Source organism: Rhizobium sophoriradicis (genome assembly GCF_025200795.1).
Lineage (GTDB): Bacteria > Pseudomonadota > Alphaproteobacteria > Rhizobiales > Rhizobiaceae > Rhizobium > Rhizobium sophoriradicis.
This window is the reverse complement of sequence record NZ_CP104152.1, coordinates 2996079-3014645: the sequence shown is the minus strand read 5'-3', so window position 1 is coordinate 3014645 and position 18567 is coordinate 2996079. Positions and strand designations below refer to the sequence as shown.

The following is an 18567-nucleotide window of genomic DNA, read 5'->3' as shown; positions in this document are numbered from 1 at the left end:
ATGATCGCCAAGCCGCTCGGCGGCTCAAGGCGCTGGAACTTTGACTATGGACAATACCATCCTCGAAATGCGGAGCATCACCAAGACGTTCCCGGGCGTCAAGGCGCTGGAGAACGTGAACCTCAAGGTTCGCCAGGGTGAGATCCACGCATTGGTGGGCGAAAACGGGGCCGGCAAATCGACCCTGATGAAAGTGCTCTCAGGCGTCTATCCGACAGGAAGCTATGAAGGCGACATCGTCTATGAAGGCGAGACGCGCCACTTCAAGGTCCTGAAGGATTCCGAAGAAATCGGCATCGTCATCATTCACCAGGAACTGGCGCTCGTGCCATTGCTGTCGATCGGCGAAAATATCTTCCTCGGCAACGAGAACGCCAAGAAGGGCGTGATCAGCTGGGAAGAGACGTATAACCGCACGAAACAGCTGCTGCAGAAGGTCGGCCTGCGCGAATCCCCGAATACGCTGGTCACCGATATCGGCGTCGGCAAGCAGCAGCTCGTAGAGATCGCCAAGGCGCTGTCGAAGAGCGTGAAGCTGCTCATCCTCGACGAGCCCACAGCCTCGCTGAACGAGAAGGATTCCGACGCGCTGCTCAATCTGCTGATCGAGTTCCGCAACCAGGGCATCACCTCGATCATCATTTCCCACAAGCTGAACGAGATCCGCAAGGTCGCCGACCAGATCACGGTCCTGCGCGACGGCATGACCGTCAAGACGCTCGACTGTCACGCCGACGAGATCAGCGAAGACATCATCATCAAGAACATGGTGGGCCGCGACCTCGCCGACCGTTATCCGCCGCGCTCGGTGCCGATCGGCGAGACGATCTTCGAAGTTAAGAACTGGAACGCCTACCACCAGCATCACCGCGACCGCCAGGTGCTGCACAACATCAACGTCAATGTTCGCAAGGGCGAGGTTGTCGGCATTGCCGGCCTGATGGGCGCGGGCCGCACCGAATTCGCCATGAGCGTCTTCGGCAAATCCTACGGGCACAAGATCAGCGGCGAGGTCTTCGTCGACGGCAAGGCCGTCGATGTCAGCACCGTGCGCAAGGCGATCGATGCAGGCCTTGCCTATGTCACCGAGGACCGCAAACAGCTCGGCCTCGTGCTCAACGACACGATCCTGCACAATACCACGCTTGCCAATCTCGACGGAATTTCGAACAACAGCGTCATCGACGACATCAAGGAGATGAAGGTCGCGACCGATTACCGGTCGAAGCTGCGCATTCGCTCGCACGGCATCTTCCAGGAAACGGTCAATCTTTCCGGCGGCAACCAGCAAAAAGTGGTGCTGTCGAAGTGGCTGTTCTCCGATCCCGAGATTTTGATCCTCGACGAGCCTACCCGAGGCATCGACGTTGGCGCAAAGTACGAAATTTATACTATCATCAACCAGCTTGCCGCCGATGGGAAGGGCGTTCTGATGATCTCATCGGAAATGCCCGAACTGCTTGGCACTTGTGACCGCATCTACGTGATGAACGAAGGACGCATTGTCGCCGAACTGCCGAAGGGAGAAGCAAGCCAGGAAACCATCATGCGCGCTATCATGCGCTCAGGGGAGAAGAGACAATGACTCCGGTCAACCCAGCAACCGAGGAAAGCAACGTCGTTTCCGTTGCCGATTACATCCGCGGCAACATTCGTGAATACGGCATGCTCATCGCGCTCGTCGCGATCATGGTATTCTTCCAGTTCTACACCGGCGGCATCCTCTTCAAGCCGGTCAACCTGACGAACCTCGTCCTGCAGAATTCGTTCATCGTCATCATGGCGCTCGGCATGCTGCTCGTCATCGTGGCTGGGCATATCGACCTGTCGGTCGGTTCGATCGTCGCCTTCGTCGGCGCGCTCGCGGCAATCTTCACCGTGACATGGGGCATGAATTTCTGGGTCGCCGGTTTGATTTGTCTCATCGTCGGCGGCATCATCGGCGCGGCGCAGGGCTATTTCATCGCCTATCACCGCATTCCGTCCTTCATCGTGACGCTGGCCGGCATGCTCGTCTTCCGCGGCCTGACGCTGACGGTGCTGAACGGCAAGAACATCGGCCCGTTCCCGAAGGAATTTCAGGTCATCAGCACCGGCTTCCTGCCGGGCGACATGATCGACGTCTTCGGCACACCCGTCCAGTCGACCTCACTGATCCTGACGGTGATCCTGCCGGTCATCCTCTTCTATCTCGCATGGCGCCGCCGCAGGGTGAACGAGAGCCACGGGATCGACGTCGAGCCGATGGGCTTCTTCATCGCCCAGAACTTGGTCGTTTCTGTCGCCATTCTGTGGCTCGGCTATCTCCTGTCCAGCTACAGGGGCCTGCCGAACGTTCTCGTCGTCATGCTGGTGCTAATCGCGATCTATGCTTTCGTCACCAAGCGCACGACGATCGGCCGCCGCATCTATGCCATGGGCGGCAATGAAAAGGCGACCAAGCTTTCGGGCATCAACACGCAGCGCCTCAGCTTCTACACCTTCGTCAACATGGGCGTACTTGCGGGCCTTGCCGGCATGATCGTCGCTCTCCGCCTGAACTCGGCAACGCCGAAGGCTGGCGTCGGCTTCGAGCTTGACGTGATCGCGGCCTGCTTCATCGGCGGCGCCTCGGCATCCGGCGGCGTCGGCAAGATCACCGGCGCGGTCATCGGTGCGTTCATCATGGGCGTCATGAACAACGGCATGTCGATCGTCGGCCTCGGCATCGACTTCCAGCAGATGGTCAAGGGTGCGGTGCTTCTCGCCGCCGTGTTCTTCGACGTCTACAACAAGAACAAGGGCTGAGCGCTCAAAAGGCGCCAGCCCCGGCATTCGCAGTCATATGAATGATGGATTCCGGCTCCTGAGGGAGCCGGACAGGCGGAGCTTTTCTGTCTTCGCGGAAACGAGAAGGATCAAAGTCGTGCTTATTTCCCAGATCAAGGGTGCCAACGGAGAGATCGTCGTCGCCGTGCGCGAGCAGGGCGGCGCTGCGAGATCGGTCAACAACGCCGGCAGCGTCTATGCGCTGGCAATGGACGCCGCCGACGGCGGCAAGTCGCTGGCCGCGGTCATCGAGGCGCATGGCTACGGCGATGCCGTCGATCTTGAGAAAGCCTATGCGGAAGGCCGCTTCCTGCCGCCGATCACCCATCCGGACGCCGCCCATCTGCATCTGACCGGCACGGGCCTCACGCATCTCGGCTCCGCCGCCACCCGCGATTCCATGCACAAGAAAACCACCGAGGCGGCCGAGGAAACGCTGACCGACTCGATGAAGATGTTCAAGATGGGTCTCGAGAACGGCAAGCCGAAATCCGGCGAAAAGGGCGTGCAGCCGGAATGGTTCTACAAGGGCAACGGCTATGGCGCGGCTGCCCCCGGCGCCCCGCTCGTCTCACCCTCCTTCGCGCTCGACGGCGGCGAAGAGCCTGAAATGGCCGGCATCTACGTCATCGCCACAGACGGAACACCGTTCCGCATCGGCTTTGCCCTTTCGAACGAGTTTTCCGATCATGTCACCGAGCGGATCAACTATCTCTTCCTCGCCCACTCGAAGCTGCGCCCGGCCGCCTATGGTCCGGAAATCCGTATCGGTGCGGCCCCCGACGACATCCGTGGCACCTCACGCATCAAGCGCGGCGACAAGGTGATCTTCGAAAAGCCCTTCCTGTCGGGCGAAGCGAACATGTCGCACACCTTCGCCAACCTCGAATATCACCATTTCAAATATGGCCTCTTCCGGGTTCCGGGCGATGTCCATGTCCATATGTTCGGCACGGCGACGCTATCCTTCGCCGACGGCATCAAGACGGAAGAGGGCGACGTCTTCGAGATCGAAGTCGACGAATTCGGCCTGCCGCTGCGCAATCCGCTGAAGGTGGCGGCCGAGGAAGAGATTTTCGTCAAGCAACTCTGATTTTTCGAGGCCGGGTCCGCGTCCGCGGCCGGGCCGTGTTTGTAAACGGTAAAGGAGGCTTGTTGAGCCCATGACCATTTATCAAAACCTGATCGCCGGCGAATGGGTCGGCACGAATGCGACGAAGAACATCAATCCGTCCGACACCAACGAAGTCGTCGGTCTCTATGCCGACGGCAGCGCCGAAGATACCAAGAACGCCATCGCCGCCGCCAAGGCCGCCTTTCCGGCCTGGTCGCGCTCGGGCATCTGGGAACGTCATGTCATCCTGAAGAAGACGGGCGACGAGATCATGGCGCGCAAGGACGAGCTCGGCGCGCTGCTCGCTCGCGAAGAAGGCAAGACCCTGCCGGAAGCCACCGGCGAAGTCATCCGTGCCTCGCAGATCTTCGAATTCTTCGCAGGCGAAGCCCTGCGGCTCGCCGGCGAGGTCATCCCGTCGGTGCGTCCGAACATTGGCGTCGAGATCACCCGCGAAGCGCTCGGCGTCATCGGCATCATCACGCCATGGAATTTCCCGATCGCTATTCCGGCCTGGAAGATCGCGCCGGCGCTCTGCTACGGCAACACCATCGTCTTCAAGCCGGCCGAATTGGTGCCGGCCTGTTCCTGGGCGATCGTCGACATCCTCAACCGTGCCGGCCTGCCAAAGGGCGTTCTGAACCTCGTCATGGGCAAGGGCTCGGTCGTCGGCCAGGCGATGCTGGAAAGCCCTGATGTTGCCGGCATCACCTTCACCGGTTCCACCGGCACCGGCCGCCGCGTTGCCGCCGCCTCGATCGAGCATAACCGCAAGTTCCAGCTCGAGATGGGCGGCAAGAACCCGATGGTCGTGCTCGACGACGCCGACCTCTCGGTCGCCGTCGAAGCCGCCGCCAATTCCGGCTTTTTCTCCACAGGCCAACGCTGCACCGCGTCCTCGCGCCTGATCGTTACCGTAGGCATTCACGACAAGTTCGTCGCCGCATTGACCGACAAGCTGAAGACGCTGGTCGTCGACAACGCTTTGAAGGCCGGCACCCATATCGGCCCTGTTGTCGACGAGCGGCAGCTGAAGACCGATACCGACTATATCGAGATCGGCAAGAAGGAAGGCGCCAAGCTCGCCTTCGGCGGCGAGGTCATTTCCCGCGAGACGCCCGGCTTCTACCTGCAGCCGACGCTGTTTACTGAAGCCACCAACCAGATGCGGATTTCACGCGAGGAGATCTTCGGGCCCGTTGTCTCGGTAATCAGGGTCAAGGACTACGACGAGGCGCTGGCGACGGCCAACGACACGCCGTTCGGGCTTTCGGCCGGCATCGCCACGACCAGCTTGAAACATGCGACGCATTTCAAGCGCAACGCCGAGGCCGGCATGGTCATGGTCAACCTGCCGACGGCGGGCGTCGACTTCCACGTGCCGTTCGGCGGCCGCAAGGGTTCGTCCTATGGTCCGCGCGAGCAGGGCAAGTATGCGAGCGAATTCTTTACCGTGGTCAAGACCGCCTACACGCTGGCTTGAGACATATCCGATGACCCGGGCCGTACGAGGCGGCCCGGCAATTCACCTGAAGGACAGAGAAAATGAAAAAGAAAGCGGAATGGCCGCGCCGGCTGAGGTCGCAGGAATGGTACGGCGGCACGAGCCGCGACGTGATTTATCATCGCGGCTGGCTTAAGAACCAGGGTTATCCGCACGACCTGTTCGATGGACGGCCGGTGATCGGCATCCTCAACACCTGGTCGGATATGACCCCGTGCAACGGTCATCTGAGAGAGCTCGCCGAGAAGGTGAAGGCGGGCGTCTGGGAAGCCGGCGGTTTCCCGCTTGAGGTGCCGGTATTCTCGGCCTCCGAAAACACCTTCCGCCCGACCGCGATGATGTACCGCAACCTTGCCGCGCTCGCGGTGGAAGAAGCGATCCGCGGCCAGCCGATGGATGGCTGCGTGCTCCTCGTCGGCTGCGACAAGACCACGCCGTCGCTGCTGATGGGTGCGGCCTCCTGCGACCTGCCGTCGATCGTCGTCACCGGCGGACCGATGCTGAACGGCTATTTCCGCGGCGAGCGCGTCGGCTCCGGCACCCATCTGTGGAAGTTCTCCGAGATGGTGAAGGCGGGCGAGATGACGCAGGCCGAGTTCCTCGAAGCCGAAGCTTCGATGAGCCGCTCGTCGGGCACCTGCAACACCATGGGCACCGCCTCGACGATGGCGTCGATGGCCGAAGCGCTCGGCATGGCGCTATCAGGCAATGCCGCGATCCCCGGCGTCGATTCCCGCCGCAAGGTGATGGCGCAGCTCACCGGCCGCCGCATCGTGCAGATGGTCAAGGACGACCTGAAGCCGTCCGAGATCATGACGAAGCAGGCTTTCGAAAACGCCATCCGCACCAATGCGGCGATCGGCGGATCGACCAATGCCGTTATCCACCTGCTCGCCATCGCCGGCCGCGTTGGCATCGATCTTTCGCTCGACGACTGGGACCGCTGCGGCCGCGACGTGCCGACCATCGTCAACCTGATGCCGTCGGGCAAATACCTGATGGAAGAGTTCTTCTATGCCGGCGGCCTGCCTGTCGTGCTGAAGCGGCTCGGCGAAGCCGGGCTGCTGCACAAGGAGGCGCTGACGGTCTCCGGCGAAACCGTCTGGGACGAGGTCAAGGACGTCGTCAACTGGAACGAAGACGTCATTCTGCCTGCCGAAAAGGCGCTGACCTCGTCGGGCGGCATCGTCGTGCTGCGCGGCAATCTCGCACCGAAGGGCGCGGTGCTGAAGCCTTCGGCTGCCTCGCCGCATCTCCTGGTGCACAAGGGCAGGGCAGTCGTGTTCGAGGATATCGACGACTACAAGGCCAAGATCAATGACGACAATCTCGACATCGACGAGACCTGCGTCATGGTCATGAAAAACTGCGGGCCGAAGGGCTATCCGGGCATGGCCGAAGTCGGCAATATGGGACTGCCGCCGAAGGTGCTGAAGAAGGGCATCCTCGACATGGTGCGCATTTCCGACGCCCGCATGTCCGGAACGGCCTATGGCACCGTCGTGCTGCACACCTCGCCGGAAGCCGCCGTCGGCGGACCGCTCGCGGTCGTGAAAAACGGCGACATGATCGAACTCGACGTGCCGAACCGTCGCCTGCATCTCGACATATCAGACGAGGAACTGGCGTGGCGGCTTGCCGAATGGCAGCCGAACCATGACCTGCCGACATCGGGCTATGCCTACCTTCACCAGCAGCATGTCGAAGGCGCTGATACCGGCGCCGACCTCGACTTCCTCAAGGGATGTCGCGGAAACGCGGTCGGCAAGGACAGCCACTGAGTAGGGACGCATCCGAAATTGGATCGTTGAAAAGGCGGGTGAGAGCCCCGCCTTTTCCTTTGCCCTTGTTCAATACCGATATGGTATTATATCTTGTACAAGTGTACAGGAGATATGGTCATGTCCAAGGTCGTCGGTGCGGCTGAATTTAAGGCGAAGTGCCTGAATCTGATCGATCAGATGCGGGACGATGATGAATCCATCGTCATCACCAAGCGGGGCAAACCGGTGGCGGTGCTTTCGCCGGCACCTGACACCGGCAGCCGCAAGAGCATCATCGGGGCGATGAAGGGCAGCGTTGTGCGCTATGACGATCCGCTGTCTCCGGTCGTTGAACCGGAAGATTGGGACTCCCTCCGTTGATCGTCATCGATACGCATGTTCTCGTCTGGACAATGCAGGACGATGCCCGTCTTGGCGCGCAAGCCCGACGCATCATCGACGAGATGATTGGGAAAAGCCGGATCCTGGTGTCGGCGATCACACCCTGGGAAATCGCGATGCTGGTGCAGAAGGGGCGCCTGGCGCTTGGCGACGAAGTCGGGCGATGGGTCGACAGCGCGCTGTCTCTGCCCGGACTCCAGCTTGCGCCGATCGAGCCGTCCATCGCGGTAGACAGCGTCAGGCTGCCCGGCGAGTTTCATGCCGACCCCGCCGACCGCATCATCGTCGCCACGGCCCGTTTCCATCGTGTCCCGCTGCTTACAGCCGATCAGGCGATCCTCAGCTACGGTGCGCGCGGCCACCTGCAGGCTCTTGCTGCGGGCTAGCTGATCGGGACTTAGGCGCCATGCGGTGTTCATCCTTATTCGAAAGACGTGCAGATCGCAGGCCGTTTGCGGCGGAAGGCGCGACGCAGGCGGGTCGAAATGCGACCCGCTGCAGCCTGCTTTCCTTCATAAACACGTTCGATGGGCCAGGAACGCCCGCCGCTTGAGCGCAGCGGTCAAGTTTCCGGACGAGCCGAAGCTGGTTTGCAGCCTTCGCGGAGCCCTCAGCTCTGGCTCTGGCTTTGCATCTGCCCACTATCTTCCACCTTCACGGTGACCGACAGGGTTTCGCCCGGCGTGCCGATGCGCATGCCGGAGATCGGCGCGGCGTCGCGGTAGCAGAGGCCGGAGGCGATCCTGACGTAGCGGGCGTCCGGGCAGATCTCGTTGGCGGGATCGAAGCCGACCCAGCCGAGGCCGGGAATATGGGCCTCGGCCCAGGCATGGGTCGCCGCCTGTTCGATCTTTTCCTCCATCATCAGATAGCCGGAGACGTAACGGGCCGGGACGTGCAGGGCGCGGGCGGCGGAAACGAAGATGTGCGCATGGTCCTGGCAGACGCCACTCTTCTTCTCGAGCGCCTGTTCGGCCGTCGTCGCGGCGTTGCTGGTGCCTGGCTTATAGTCGACAGTCTCATGGATTGCCGCCATCAGCGCATGCATGCGGGCAAGCTCGTTGTCGCCACCGACGCTCTTGACGAGTTCCTTGACCAGCTTGCCGCCCTTGGTCAGCGGCGTCTCGCGCAGGAAGAGCCAAAGCGGGCAGAAGCCGGTGTGCGGGCCGGTGACACCATTATTGTCCGCCGTCTCGATCTCGCCCTCGGCCAAGATGCGCGTCACGTGCTGCGCGCCTTCCAGCGAGACCAGATTGACGTGGTTGCCGTACTGGTCGTCATACTCCACCTCGGGTGTGGCGCCCTCGACGTTCAACGACCATCCGAGCACCTTCTGAGCAGCTGATGTCGGCGGCGTCAGCCTGAGGCGCTGCAGCGAGAACTGCGCCGGTTCGTCGTAGCGGTATTCGGTGAGGTGGCTGATCTTCAGTCTCATGGTCTGATCCGCTTAAACATAGAACCGGTAGCCGTCGGAAATTTCCGCGCCGAGCTGGTTGTTGCGCGAGACGAAATCCTCCAGGAATTCGTGCAGGCCCTGATCCATGATGTCGCGGATCGCCCGCGTCTGCAGCGTGGTGCGAATCGCATCGGCGGTATCGTGGGCAGGCAGGCGTGCCTCGTAATCCTGGGCGAGATAGCCGAGATTGCTGACGATCTTTTCGTAGCAATAGGCGAGCGAACGCGGCATCTGGACGTTCAGCGTCAGGAAGTCGGCAATGTTCATCGCCCGGTATTCGCCGTCATAGGCCCAGCTATAGGCGCGGTGGGCGGAGACCGAGCGCAGGATCGATTCCCACTGCACATTGTCGAGCGAGGAGCCGACCGCCGAGACCGAGGGCAGCAGCACGTAATATTTCACGTCGAGGATGCGGCTGGTATTATCGGCCCGCTCAATGAAGGTGCCGATGCGGGCAAAGTTATAGAGCTCATTGCGCAGCGTCGAACCGTGGAAGGCACCGCGGATCAGGCCGGCGCGGCGCTTGATGGCGTCGATCACCTCGGGCATCTCGGCCGGCTTGACGCGCTTTTCGAGCAGCGACTTCAGGTCGATCCAGCATTCGTTGGTCGCTTCCCAGGTCTCGCGCGTCAGCGCGGTGCGCACCATGCGGGCATTGTTGCGGCCGGACTCGATACAGGACATGACGCTCGACGGATTGGCGCGATCGCGCAGGAGATAATCGATCGCATCGGCATTCGTCAGCTTCGCGTGGCCCTCGTCATAAGCCTCGCGCACGCCAGCACTTTGCAGCACGCCATCCCAGTTGTCGTCGCCGGCGCTGCTGCGGGTCAGTGACATGCGCAGTCCGGCGTCGACCAGGCGGGCGATATTTTCGGCGCGCTCGATGTATCGGAACATCCAGTAGAGGCCGTTTGCAGTTCTTCCGAGCATCAGTCCTCCAATACCCAGGTGTCTTTGGTGCCGCCGCCCTGGCTGGAATTGACCACCAGAGAGCCTTGTTTCAGCGCCACGCGGGTGAGCCCGCCCGGAATGATCTGAACTTTGTCGGAGACGAGCACATAGGGGCGCAGATCGACGTGGCGCGGCGCAATGCCCTTGTTGACGAGGATCGGTACGGTGGAGAGCGACAGCGTCGGCTGGGCGATGTAGTTGTTCGGCTTGGCTTTCAGTTTTTCGGCGAAATCGGCGCGCTCTTTCTTCGACGCCGTCGGTCCCACAAGCATGCCGTAGCCGCCGGAGCCGTGCACTTCCTTGACGACCAGCTCCTCCAGGTGCTCGAGCACGTATTTCAGGCTTGATGCTTCCGAGCAGCGCCAGGTCGGCACGTTTTCGAGCAGCGCCTTGCTGCCGGTGTAGAATTCGACGATCTCCGGCATGTAGGAATAGATCGCCTTGTCGTCGCAAATGCCGGTGCCGGGCGCGTTGGCAATGGTGATATTGCCGGAGCGGTAGACGTCCATGATGCCGGGGATGCCGAGCGCGGAATCGGCTCGGAAGGTCAGGGGATCGAGGAAGTCGTCGTCGACGCGGCGGTAGAGCACGTCGATGGCCTCGTAGCCGCGGGTCGTGCGCATTTTCACCTTGCCGTCGATGACGCGCAGATCCGAGCCCTCGACCAGTTCGACACCCATCATGTCGGCGAGGAAGGAATGCTCGTAATAGGCCGAATTATAGATGCCGGGGGTCAGCACCGCGACGCGCGGCTTGCCGGTGCAGCCGGGAGGTGCGAGCGACGCAAGGCTCTGGCGCAGCAGATAGGGATAGTCTTCGACTCGCTGCACCTTGTTCTCATGGAAGAGTTCCGGGAACATCTGCATCATGGTTTCCCGGTTTTCCAGCATGTAGCTGACCCCGGAAGGCGTGCGGGCATTGTCTTCCAGCACGTAGAACTGATCCTCGCCGGTGCGCACGATGTCGGTGCCGACGATATGGGTATAGACGCCGCCGGGCGGGCGGAAGCCGATCATCTCGGACAGAAAGGCGACATTGTGTTCGATCAGCTCGCGCGGAACGCGGCCGGCACGGATGATCTCCTGCTTATGGTAGATATCGTCGAGGAAGGCGTTGAGGGCGATCACCCGCTGCTCGATTCCCTGGGCAAGCTTGCGCCATTCGCGGGCGGAGATGATGCGGGGAATGATGTCGAAGGGGATGAGCTTTTCGGAACTGTCCGCGTGGCCGTAGACCGCGAAGGTGATGCCGGTCTTCCGGAAGATGTTTTCCGCATCGCGGGACTTGGCAATCAGATGCGACCGGTCTTGGCTATTGTACCACTCGAAATATTTTTCATAAGGCGGGCGAGGACTTTCGTCCCCGGTAATCATTTCGTCAAATGCCAAAGGTGCGGCTCCCCTTTTTTGTTCATTTGAATACAACGCAAATTGCAATGCAAGAACCATGCGCAGTTCGGGGAAAGGATTTTGCGCTGCGGGAAAAGGGGTGGGAAATCGGGTGTTCGAGGGTGGGGCGTGGAGTGGCCGATGGTCTTGCCGTTGAGACCTGCGTAAAAAGTGAGCATGTGGTTGTTTTTAGTTCGACAGAGAAGGGAGCATGGCCTCACCACACGCTCATTCCCGTGGCGAGCACAGGAGGGAGCAAGAGAAGATGCGACCTGTCTATTGTCGCTGGAGGATGCGGTGTGGATGCTCAGCTCAAGGCCGAGCAGGACGGAGGGTGGAGACGTGGATTCCAGGCTCAAGGCCTGGAATGACGGAGGGTGAGGGTTGCACTTGCGCCAAACTCGCCGTCGGCGCAGCGTACGAGGCCGGTCGCTGGTCGAAGGCGGCGCTATAACGGGCGGGATCACTGCCTGCGGTCCGAAACGTCAACGGCTCGTTTGGCGGCAACACCGCCAACCTCCGTCATTCCAGGCCTTGAGCCTGGAATCCATTCACCGCGCGTCCGCGTGAAGGGAGTCTCCCGCGCCCAAGGACTTGGGCGCACTGGATTCCTGTGACGAGCACAGGATGAGGTGGAGTGTGGGGGAGCGCCGGCGAATCCTCACTGCTGCAGCATGCTGGCGAGCTTCCGACAGGCTTGTTCGTCATGTTGAAAGTATCATCTTCCGGCCGGTCGGCGTCCTCACCATCAGCGAAATTTCAAATAAGCATCAACGCTTCGCCTTTGACTGCGACCGTCGGCTGCAGCTATCAGCACGGCGAACTCTTTTCCGCTGAGCAGCCCCATGTCCCTCGACCGCTTCGCCCCCGCCGTTTTCGTCCTGCTCTGGTCCACGGGCTGGGTGGTGGCGAAATATGCGGCGCTGCATTCCGAGCCTTTCACCTTCCTTTCGATACGTTACGCGCTGTCGGCCTTGGCGTTCCTCGCCTTTTGCCTGGCGACCGGGGCGGAATGGCCGAAAAGCCGGGTGACGGCGCTGCGGGCCGTTTATTCCGGTTTCTTCCTGCACGGCTTTTATCTCGCCGGCCTCTGGTGGGCGATTGCCAATGGCGTGCCGGCCGGCATATCGGGTATCATCGCGGCGCTGCAGCCGTTATTAACGGCGATGGCGGCTCCGTTTCTCGTCGGCGAGCGGTTGCAGCAGACGCAGAAACTCGGCCTTGTCTTCGGCTTCATCGGCATTGCCATTGCCATTTCGCCGAAACTCCTCGATCCGGCGACCGCCGATCTCACGCATGCGGCGCTGCCGCTGGCGATCAACCTTATCGCCATGGGGGCCGTCACCTACGGCACGCTCTACCAGAAGAAGCACCTGCAATCCGGCGATCTCAGGTCGATCGCGACGCTGCAATATGTCGGGGCATTGATTCTCAGTCTGCCGCTTTCGCTGATCTTCGAGCATCAGCAATTCGACGGCACCGCGCAGGCCTTTGCCGCGCTGATCTGGTCGGTCTTCGGACTGTCGATGGGTGGTGTCGGGCTGCTGCTTTATCTGATCCGCCGGGGGCAGGTCTCCCGCGCCGCCTCGCTGATCTATCTGATGCCGCCAGCCGTCGCTTTCGAAGCCTTCATCGCCTTCGGGGAACCGCTGACCGTGCCGTTGATTCTGGGTACGGTGATCGTGGTCGTCGGCGTCTATATGACCAACCGCAAGGCGGTCGAACGCCGCAAACCTGTGGAAGCATAAATAGCAAAAGGCCGGAGAAAACCCGGCCTTTCCACTTTTCAATCGATCGATGATCAGGCGCGTTCGCGGCGCTGGCCACCATTGCGGGAGCCGGAGCCGCCGCGGCGATTGCCGCCATTGCCCTCACGGCGCGGTTCGCCGCCCTGGGCCTGATGCTGGCCGCGGTCTTCGCCGTGCTTTCGGGCCGGGCGGCCGTGGGCGTGACGGTTATTGCCGCGGTGATGTCCACTCGGCTCGCCATTGGCGTGAGCGCTGTGATGTGCGGGACGCTGCGGCTTTGCCGAGGGGCGGAAGTCGGAGGTCGAGACCAGATCATTGTCGGGGCCAAGGTCCGGGGCCGCTTCGCCGCGGCGCTGGCCGCGGAAGTCCTCGTTGCGGCCTGTGCGTTCGGGACGCGGGCGGCGTTCCTGGCGGCTGCCGCGATGTTCCGAGCGGTTCGCATCGCCACGGCCTTCGCCGCGACCCTGGCCTTCGCGACCTTGACCTTCGCGACCATGGCCGCCACCGCGGTTGCGGTTGTTGCCATTGCCGTTGCCGCGGCGGGGGCCGCTATTGCCGATATTGGCCGGCGGTTCGCCGCTTGCGACTGCGATGTCGATGCCCATCAGCCGCTCGATATCACGCAGCAGCTTGGCTTCGTCGGGGGCGCAGAAGGCAATGGCGATGCCGTCGCGGCCGGCGCGCGCGGTGCGGCCAATGCGATGGACATAGGCGTCGGGCACTTCGGGCAGGTCGTAGTTGTAGACGTGGCTGACGGCAGGAATGTCGATGCCGCGGGCGGCAACGTCGGTGGCGATCAGCGTCTTGATGCTGCCGTCACGAAAGGCCTTCAGCGCCCGCTCGCGCTGGCCCTGGCTCTTGTTGCCGTGGATCGAGGCGACGGAATAGCCGATATTGTCGAGATGCTTCATCAGCTTCTCGGCACCGTGCTTGGTGCGCAGGAAGACGATGGCGCGGCCGTCGGGGTTTTCGGTCAGCGACTTGCGCAGCAGTTCGGTCTTGTCGTTCTTGCCGGCGACGAAATGCACATACTGCTCGACCTTGTCGGCAGCCTTGCCCGGAGGTGTGACTTCGACCTTGACTGGATCGACAAGATATTCGCCGGCGAGATCGGCGATCGCCTTCGGCATGGTGGCCGAAAACAGCATGGTCTGGCGCTTCTTCGGGACCAGCTTGGCGATCTTGCGCAGATCATGCACGAAACCGAGGTCCAGCATCTGGTCGGCTTCATCGAGCACCAGGTAGCGCACGGTCGTCAGGGTGATGGCGCGGCGATTGACGAGATCGAGCAGGCGGCCGGGGGTGGCGACCAGGACATCGGTGCCTTTTTCCAGCTGAAGCTGCTGCTTGTTGATGGAGACGCCGCCAACGACGACATTGATGCGCAGCGGCGATTTGCGGATGAATTTCTTCAGATTGTCGGCGATCTGGTTCACCAGTTCGCGGGTCGGCGCCAGGATCAGCGTCCGCGTCGTGCGGTTGTCGGGTCGACGCTCATCGGCAAGCAGCTTTTCGATAAGCGGCAGGCCGAAGGCGGCGGTTTTGCCGGTGCCGGTCTGGGCAAGACCAATCAGGTCTCGGCCCTGCAGGAGGAGGGGGATGGCCTCTTCCTGGATCGGGGTCGGCGTTTCGATGCCGAGCTGGAACAAGGTGGCGACGATCGGCTTGGAGACACCAAGCGATTCAAAATTAGTCAAGGTATAACCTTTCGGGGCGCCACAACGACTATGGCCGGAACGCACCATGCGATCCGGTTTCATTCTGGCGTCAAGAACCCCGCGTGAAGTGGGAACTTGTGAGTTGGAAAAAGCTTTCCAGCGCTTCTGGCCGCTAATGGGAGCGCGGCCTCTATCGAAATGCGCTTTTGTCCCTTCTTCCTGCGTCCGTATTTTTGAACAGGGGCACGCTCACGCGGCGGCCGGAAGGGTGAAAGCTGAGCTGCATTTGGGCTAGTTCGCGTGGAAAGTCAAGTGCAGTGCACAAGAAAGCCTCTGGTGGAACTTAGTCGGGCATTACAAGCACAAAGCTTTGCGACGCGCTTTCCGCGCCATTGACGAGGATGGCGATGCGGTGTTGCCCGGGATAATAGCGCCGTGTCGTGATCGGCCGCATGGCGTGGCGGCGCTCGATCGCCTGGCTCTGCCCGGGCGCAAGCAGGATCGTCTTGCACTTGAAGACTTTCGGTGCCAGCGAGCCGTCAGCCTTCACATGGTGGATAGCGTAGTCGATCATGACCGTTTGCGCGGCCTTACCGGCATTGGTCACCCGGATTGCGAAATCCAGCCCTTCACCGAACATTACCTCGCCGTTGATGAGGCGCAGTTCACATTCGAGCGACGCGGATGCGCTGAAGCCGAAATTGGCGAGCGCCTGAGCATGGCCCTTCTTCAGGAGCGTGCGCGAGGCATGTTTCAGCAGCCGGCGGCGTTCGGTGGAGGCCCCCTGGATATGGCCGGCTATGAAGGCGGCGACCAGATCCGGATGATCCTTGGCGATATCGTTCAGGCTATTGGCAACGGAGCGGCGCACATAATCTTCCGGATCGTCCATCAGCGCGGTCAGGATCGGCAGGATTGGCGCGGGATCCTTGACGAGCTGCGGCAGGCGCATGGCCCAGGGCAGACGCGGCCGCGTTCCCTCGCTAGCCAGCCGGCGCACATGCTGGTCGGGATCATCGACCCAGCCGGAGATGACCGCGAGCGCGCGCTGCTGGTCGCAATGGATGAAAGGACGGATACCGAATTCGGCGGTGAAATGCGGCGTCAGCGCCTTGAGGAGATCGAGGCCAAGCTCGAAATGATCGGGGCCGCGCGCAGCGATGAACTGGTTGACCGGCAGCAGCATCCAGCCTGTCAGCCCGTGTCTGCCTGATGCAGGCAGGCTTGCCTTCAGGATGGCGGCTGCTTCGATAAAATCGTCGGGAAGGGTGGCAAACAGCGCGTCGCGGATCAGCGTCGAACGTTCCATCAGCTCCAGCGAATCGAGCCCATCGGTCGCCAACCGCATGAAACGCTCCTCGTCGAAGGCCGGCGCATTGGCGGCGATGCGGTCTGCCATATCGCCGACCAGCGCCGCATGCAGCAGGTTCTTGAGTGGTTCCGGCATGCTGATCCTCTCGCGATCTTTCAGCGCAGCGGCGCTGTCGATTTCCTGGGAATGAGTGTCGGAGCCGAAATCCGGATGCGGTCGTCGACGGAACCGCCATCACCCGCAAGGAGATCAAGGGCATTTGCAGCGATCTGCTCGAACGGCACACGCAACGTGGTGAGCGGTGTGGGGAGATGGCTGACGATCGGGATGTCGTTGTAACCGACGATCGAAATATCCTGCGGTACGGAAAGGCCAAGTTTGGTCAACCCCGACAAGGCGCCGATGGCGGTATTGTCGTTGACGGCAAAAATAGCGGTCGGGCGTGGGCTGAGGTTCATCAGCGTCTCGACGGCTGCGGCGCCGGACTCGATGCCGAATGTCGAGGGGATGATGCACGAGGGATCCACAGCCAGTCCCGCTTCTTTGAATGCTTGGCTGAAACCCTCCACGCGGCCTCGCGAACTGGAGGCATAGGACGGGCCGGCAATGACGCCGATCCTGCGATGGCCGAGGTCGAGCAGGTGGCGCGCGGCGAGGTAGCCGCCCAGCCTGTCATCGCCGACCGAGGAGAGGCTGTGGCCGTCGGTTCGCAGCGCCAGCACATAGGGAACACCGCGTCTCGCCAGCTCGTCAGGAAAGTCGTCGTCTTCCCGCGCCGTGGAAAGGATCAGTCCATCGACGCCGCGTCTCAGCAGAGACTCGGCGGCAAGCCGGTCGGCCTTCGGCTTGTCGTCGGTGGTGGCGACAATAGCGAAGCGGCCGGTACGGCCGCAGGCTTTCGCGAGCGCTTCGTAAAGCATGGCCATGACCGTATCCGTCAGCCTCGGCACGATCACGCCGACCGTCATGGTGTTGCCGCGTCTGAGGCTCGCTGCCGAAACGTCCCTGACATAGCCAAGCTCTTCAGCCACCTTGCGAACGCGCCGGGCGGTCTCGCTGTCGGAGCGGGGAAGCCGCTCGTCCAGGATGCGGGATACGGTGGATTTGGAAACGCCGGCTGCGGCAGCCACGTCAAGAATGGTGACGCGGCTTTGACCGGGGATTTCGTCCGCCTTTAGATTCATTAAAGCTTTTCCGTTCGAGTCGCGGTAGTCGGGCGCCGTTTGCGAACATGCACCAAAAAAAGAATTGACTCCAGAGAATTCGAGAACGATAGTGGGAACGTTCCCACTAACGATCCCGTCGCTAATCGTGAATGAGTAGCGATCGCAAAGGAGGAGATCAAGATGCAACCGATGGATCTGCGCGGGCTGAGCCCGGCGCCCGTTACCGCCTTCACTCGCGACGGCGAAGTCGATCACGAGGCCAACACAAAGATCGCCAAATGGCTGGTTTCGATGGAAGGCGTCAAAAGCCTCGTCATTCTCGGCCATGCCGGCGAAGGCACTTTCCTTACCGAGGAAGAGCGCCTTGCTCTTATCCGCACCTATGTCGAGGCGGTCGACGGCGCCGTGCCGATCATTGCCGGGATTACCGGTGAAGGTACCAGGGTTGCTGCCGAAGAGGCGAAAAAGTGCAAGGCCGCCGGCGCCACCGGTGCGCTGGTCTATCCCAACCATGGCTGGCTGCGCTTCGGCTTTCAGAAGGGCGCTCCCCAGGATCGCTACAAGGCGATCTGGCAGGAATCCGGCCTGCAGTGCATCCTGTTCCAATATCCTGACGCCACCAAGGCATCCTATGATCTCGAGACGCAGCTGGCGATCGCCACGCAGGAAGGCGTCGTCGCTACCAAGAACGGCGTGCGCAATATGAAGCGCTGGTACGTCGAGATTCCGGAACTGAAGAAGGCCAACCCCAATCTTCAGGTTCTGAGCTGCCACGACGAATGGCTGCTGCCGACCATGTTCGACGTCGACGGCCTGCTGGTCGGCTACGGCAATATCGCGCCGGAACTACTGATCGACTTGATCAAGGCGGGCAAGGCGCAGAACTATCCGGAGGCCCGGAAGATTTTCGAACGCCTTCTGCCGGTGACGCGGGCCGTCTATCACCGCGGCTCCCACATGGAAGGCACCGTGGCGCTCAAACTCGGCCTCGTGCATCGCGGTATGCTCGATCATGCGACGATCCGCGAGCCGCTGAAAGACCTTGGCGAAAAGGCCGAAGCGGAAATCTTTGCCGCCTTCGACGCCGCCGGCATCGGCCGCGTCGACCAGCTCCTGGCTGCCGAGTGATGCAGTCGACGCTCCTGCGCATGCCGCAGGAGCGTCATTCCGATGGGAGGCCGGTGGAAAGCAGCCTTTGCCGAAGATGGCATTTCCTTTTGAAGCCCATTGCACTGACAGGACAAGCTGACACGCAGCAATAAACATTGAACAGGAGCGCCCCTGGCCGGGAGAG

Annotated in this window: 15 protein-coding genes; 9 read left to right on the top strand and 6 right to left on the bottom strand. The window is 61.6% G+C overall.

Going from position 1 to position 18567, the window contains the following annotated elements:
• Nucleotides 1-46 precede the first annotated feature (46 nt).
• From mmsA to N2597_RS14950, 7 genes are all read left to right on the top strand, one after another.
• On the top strand, nucleotides 47-1585 hold the full coding sequence (gene mmsA, locus N2597_RS14980) for a multiple monosaccharide ABC transporter ATP-binding protein (RefSeq protein ID WP_077989943.1): 1539 nt from the start codon (nucleotides 47-49) through the stop codon (nucleotides 1583-1585).
• Nucleotides 1582-2787 (top strand): multiple monosaccharide ABC transporter permease, encoded by a 1206-nt coding sequence (gene mmsB / locus N2597_RS14975; RefSeq protein WP_038690640.1) that lies wholly within the window; start codon nucleotides 1582-1584, stop codon nucleotides 2785-2787. The genes mmsA and mmsB overlap by 4 nt, the downstream gene beginning before the upstream one ends.
• Nucleotides 2788-2905: 118 nt before the next feature.
• Complete coding sequence (gene araD1 / locus N2597_RS14970) at nucleotides 2906-3901, top strand: AraD1 family protein (protein WP_183599884.1); 996 nt, start codon at nucleotides 2906-2908, stop codon at nucleotides 3899-3901.
• Nucleotides 3902-3971: 70 nt separating this feature from the next.
• Complete coding sequence (locus tag N2597_RS14965; protein ID WP_183599885.1) at nucleotides 3972-5405, top strand: aldehyde dehydrogenase family protein; 1434 nt, start codon at nucleotides 3972-3974, stop codon at nucleotides 5403-5405.
• Nucleotides 5406-5467: 62 nt separating this feature from the next.
• On the top strand, nucleotides 5468-7207 hold the full coding sequence (gene araD / locus N2597_RS14960) for an L-arabinonate dehydratase (protein WP_183599887.1): 1740 nt from the start codon (nucleotides 5468-5470) through the stop codon (nucleotides 7205-7207).
• A 120-nt stretch (nucleotides 7208-7327) separates the two neighbouring features.
• Nucleotides 7328-7570: a type II toxin-antitoxin system Phd/YefM family antitoxin gene (locus tag N2597_RS14955; RefSeq protein ID WP_183599889.1), complete on the top strand. Its 243-nt coding sequence runs from the start codon at nucleotides 7328-7330 to the stop codon at nucleotides 7568-7570.
• Nucleotides 7567-7977, top strand: a complete 411-nt coding sequence (locus N2597_RS14950) for a type II toxin-antitoxin system VapC family toxin (RefSeq protein WP_077989946.1) — start codon at nucleotides 7567-7569, stop codon at nucleotides 7975-7977. Before N2597_RS14955 ends, N2597_RS14950 begins: the two co-directional genes overlap by 4 nt.
• 224 nt (nucleotides 7978-8201) lie before the next feature.
• Here the strand turns inward: N2597_RS14950 and N2597_RS14945 are convergent, their stop codons facing one another.
• From N2597_RS14945 to N2597_RS14935, 3 genes are read right to left on the bottom strand one after another with little or no spacing between them, the layout of a single operon-like run.
• Nucleotides 8202-9026, bottom strand: coding sequence for a transglutaminase family protein (locus tag N2597_RS14945; protein ID WP_077989947.1), 825 nt, complete (start codon nucleotides 9024-9026; stop codon nucleotides 8202-8204).
• Nucleotides 9027-9038: 12 nt separating this feature from the next.
• Nucleotides 9039-9980, bottom strand: coding sequence for an alpha-E domain-containing protein (locus N2597_RS14940; protein WP_038690626.1), 942 nt, complete (start codon nucleotides 9978-9980; stop codon nucleotides 9039-9041).
• Nucleotides 9980-11389: a circularly permuted type 2 ATP-grasp protein gene (locus tag N2597_RS14935; RefSeq protein ID WP_038690624.1), complete on the bottom strand. Its 1410-nt coding sequence runs from the start codon at nucleotides 11387-11389 to the stop codon at nucleotides 9980-9982. The genes N2597_RS14940 and N2597_RS14935 overlap by 1 nt, the downstream gene beginning before the upstream one ends.
• Before the next feature lie 845 nt (nucleotides 11390-12234).
• On the opposite strand from N2597_RS14935, the gene N2597_RS14930 reads away from it, so the two are divergent.
• Nucleotides 12235-13137 carry a DMT family transporter gene (locus tag N2597_RS14930; protein WP_183599891.1) on the top strand — a complete coding sequence of 301 codons (903 nt, stop codon included), beginning with the start codon at nucleotides 12235-12237 and terminating at the stop codon, nucleotides 13135-13137.
• Between the two features lie 53 nt (nucleotides 13138-13190).
• Here the strand turns inward: N2597_RS14930 and N2597_RS14925 are convergent, their stop codons facing one another.
• The 3 genes from N2597_RS14925 to N2597_RS14915 all read right to left on the bottom strand — a co-directional run bounded on the left by N2597_RS14925 (nucleotide 13191) and on the right by N2597_RS14915 (nucleotide 17291).
• Entirely contained in the window at nucleotides 13191-14882 is a 1692-nt protein-coding gene (locus tag N2597_RS14925; RefSeq protein ID WP_183599913.1) for a DEAD/DEAH box helicase, read from the bottom strand.
• 256 nt (nucleotides 14883-15138) lie between these two features.
• Nucleotides 15139-16242 carry a DNA alkylation repair protein gene (locus tag N2597_RS14920; protein WP_183599893.1) on the bottom strand — a complete coding sequence of 368 codons (1104 nt, stop codon included), beginning with the start codon at nucleotides 16240-16242 and terminating at the stop codon, nucleotides 15139-15141.
• Between the two features lie 20 nt (nucleotides 16243-16262).
• Entirely contained in the window at nucleotides 16263-17291 is a 1029-nt protein-coding gene (locus N2597_RS14915) for a LacI family DNA-binding transcriptional regulator (RefSeq protein ID WP_183599895.1), read from the bottom strand.
• Between the two features lie 162 nt (nucleotides 17292-17453).
• Here N2597_RS14915 and N2597_RS14910 point away from each other — a divergent pair, with 162 nt between their 5' ends.
• The gene (locus N2597_RS14910) at nucleotides 17454-18401 is read left to right on the top strand and encodes a dihydrodipicolinate synthase family protein (RefSeq protein WP_183599897.1); all 948 of its coding nucleotides are present in this window, start codon (nucleotides 17454-17456) and stop codon (nucleotides 18399-18401) included.
• Nucleotides 18402-18567 lie beyond the last annotated feature (166 nt).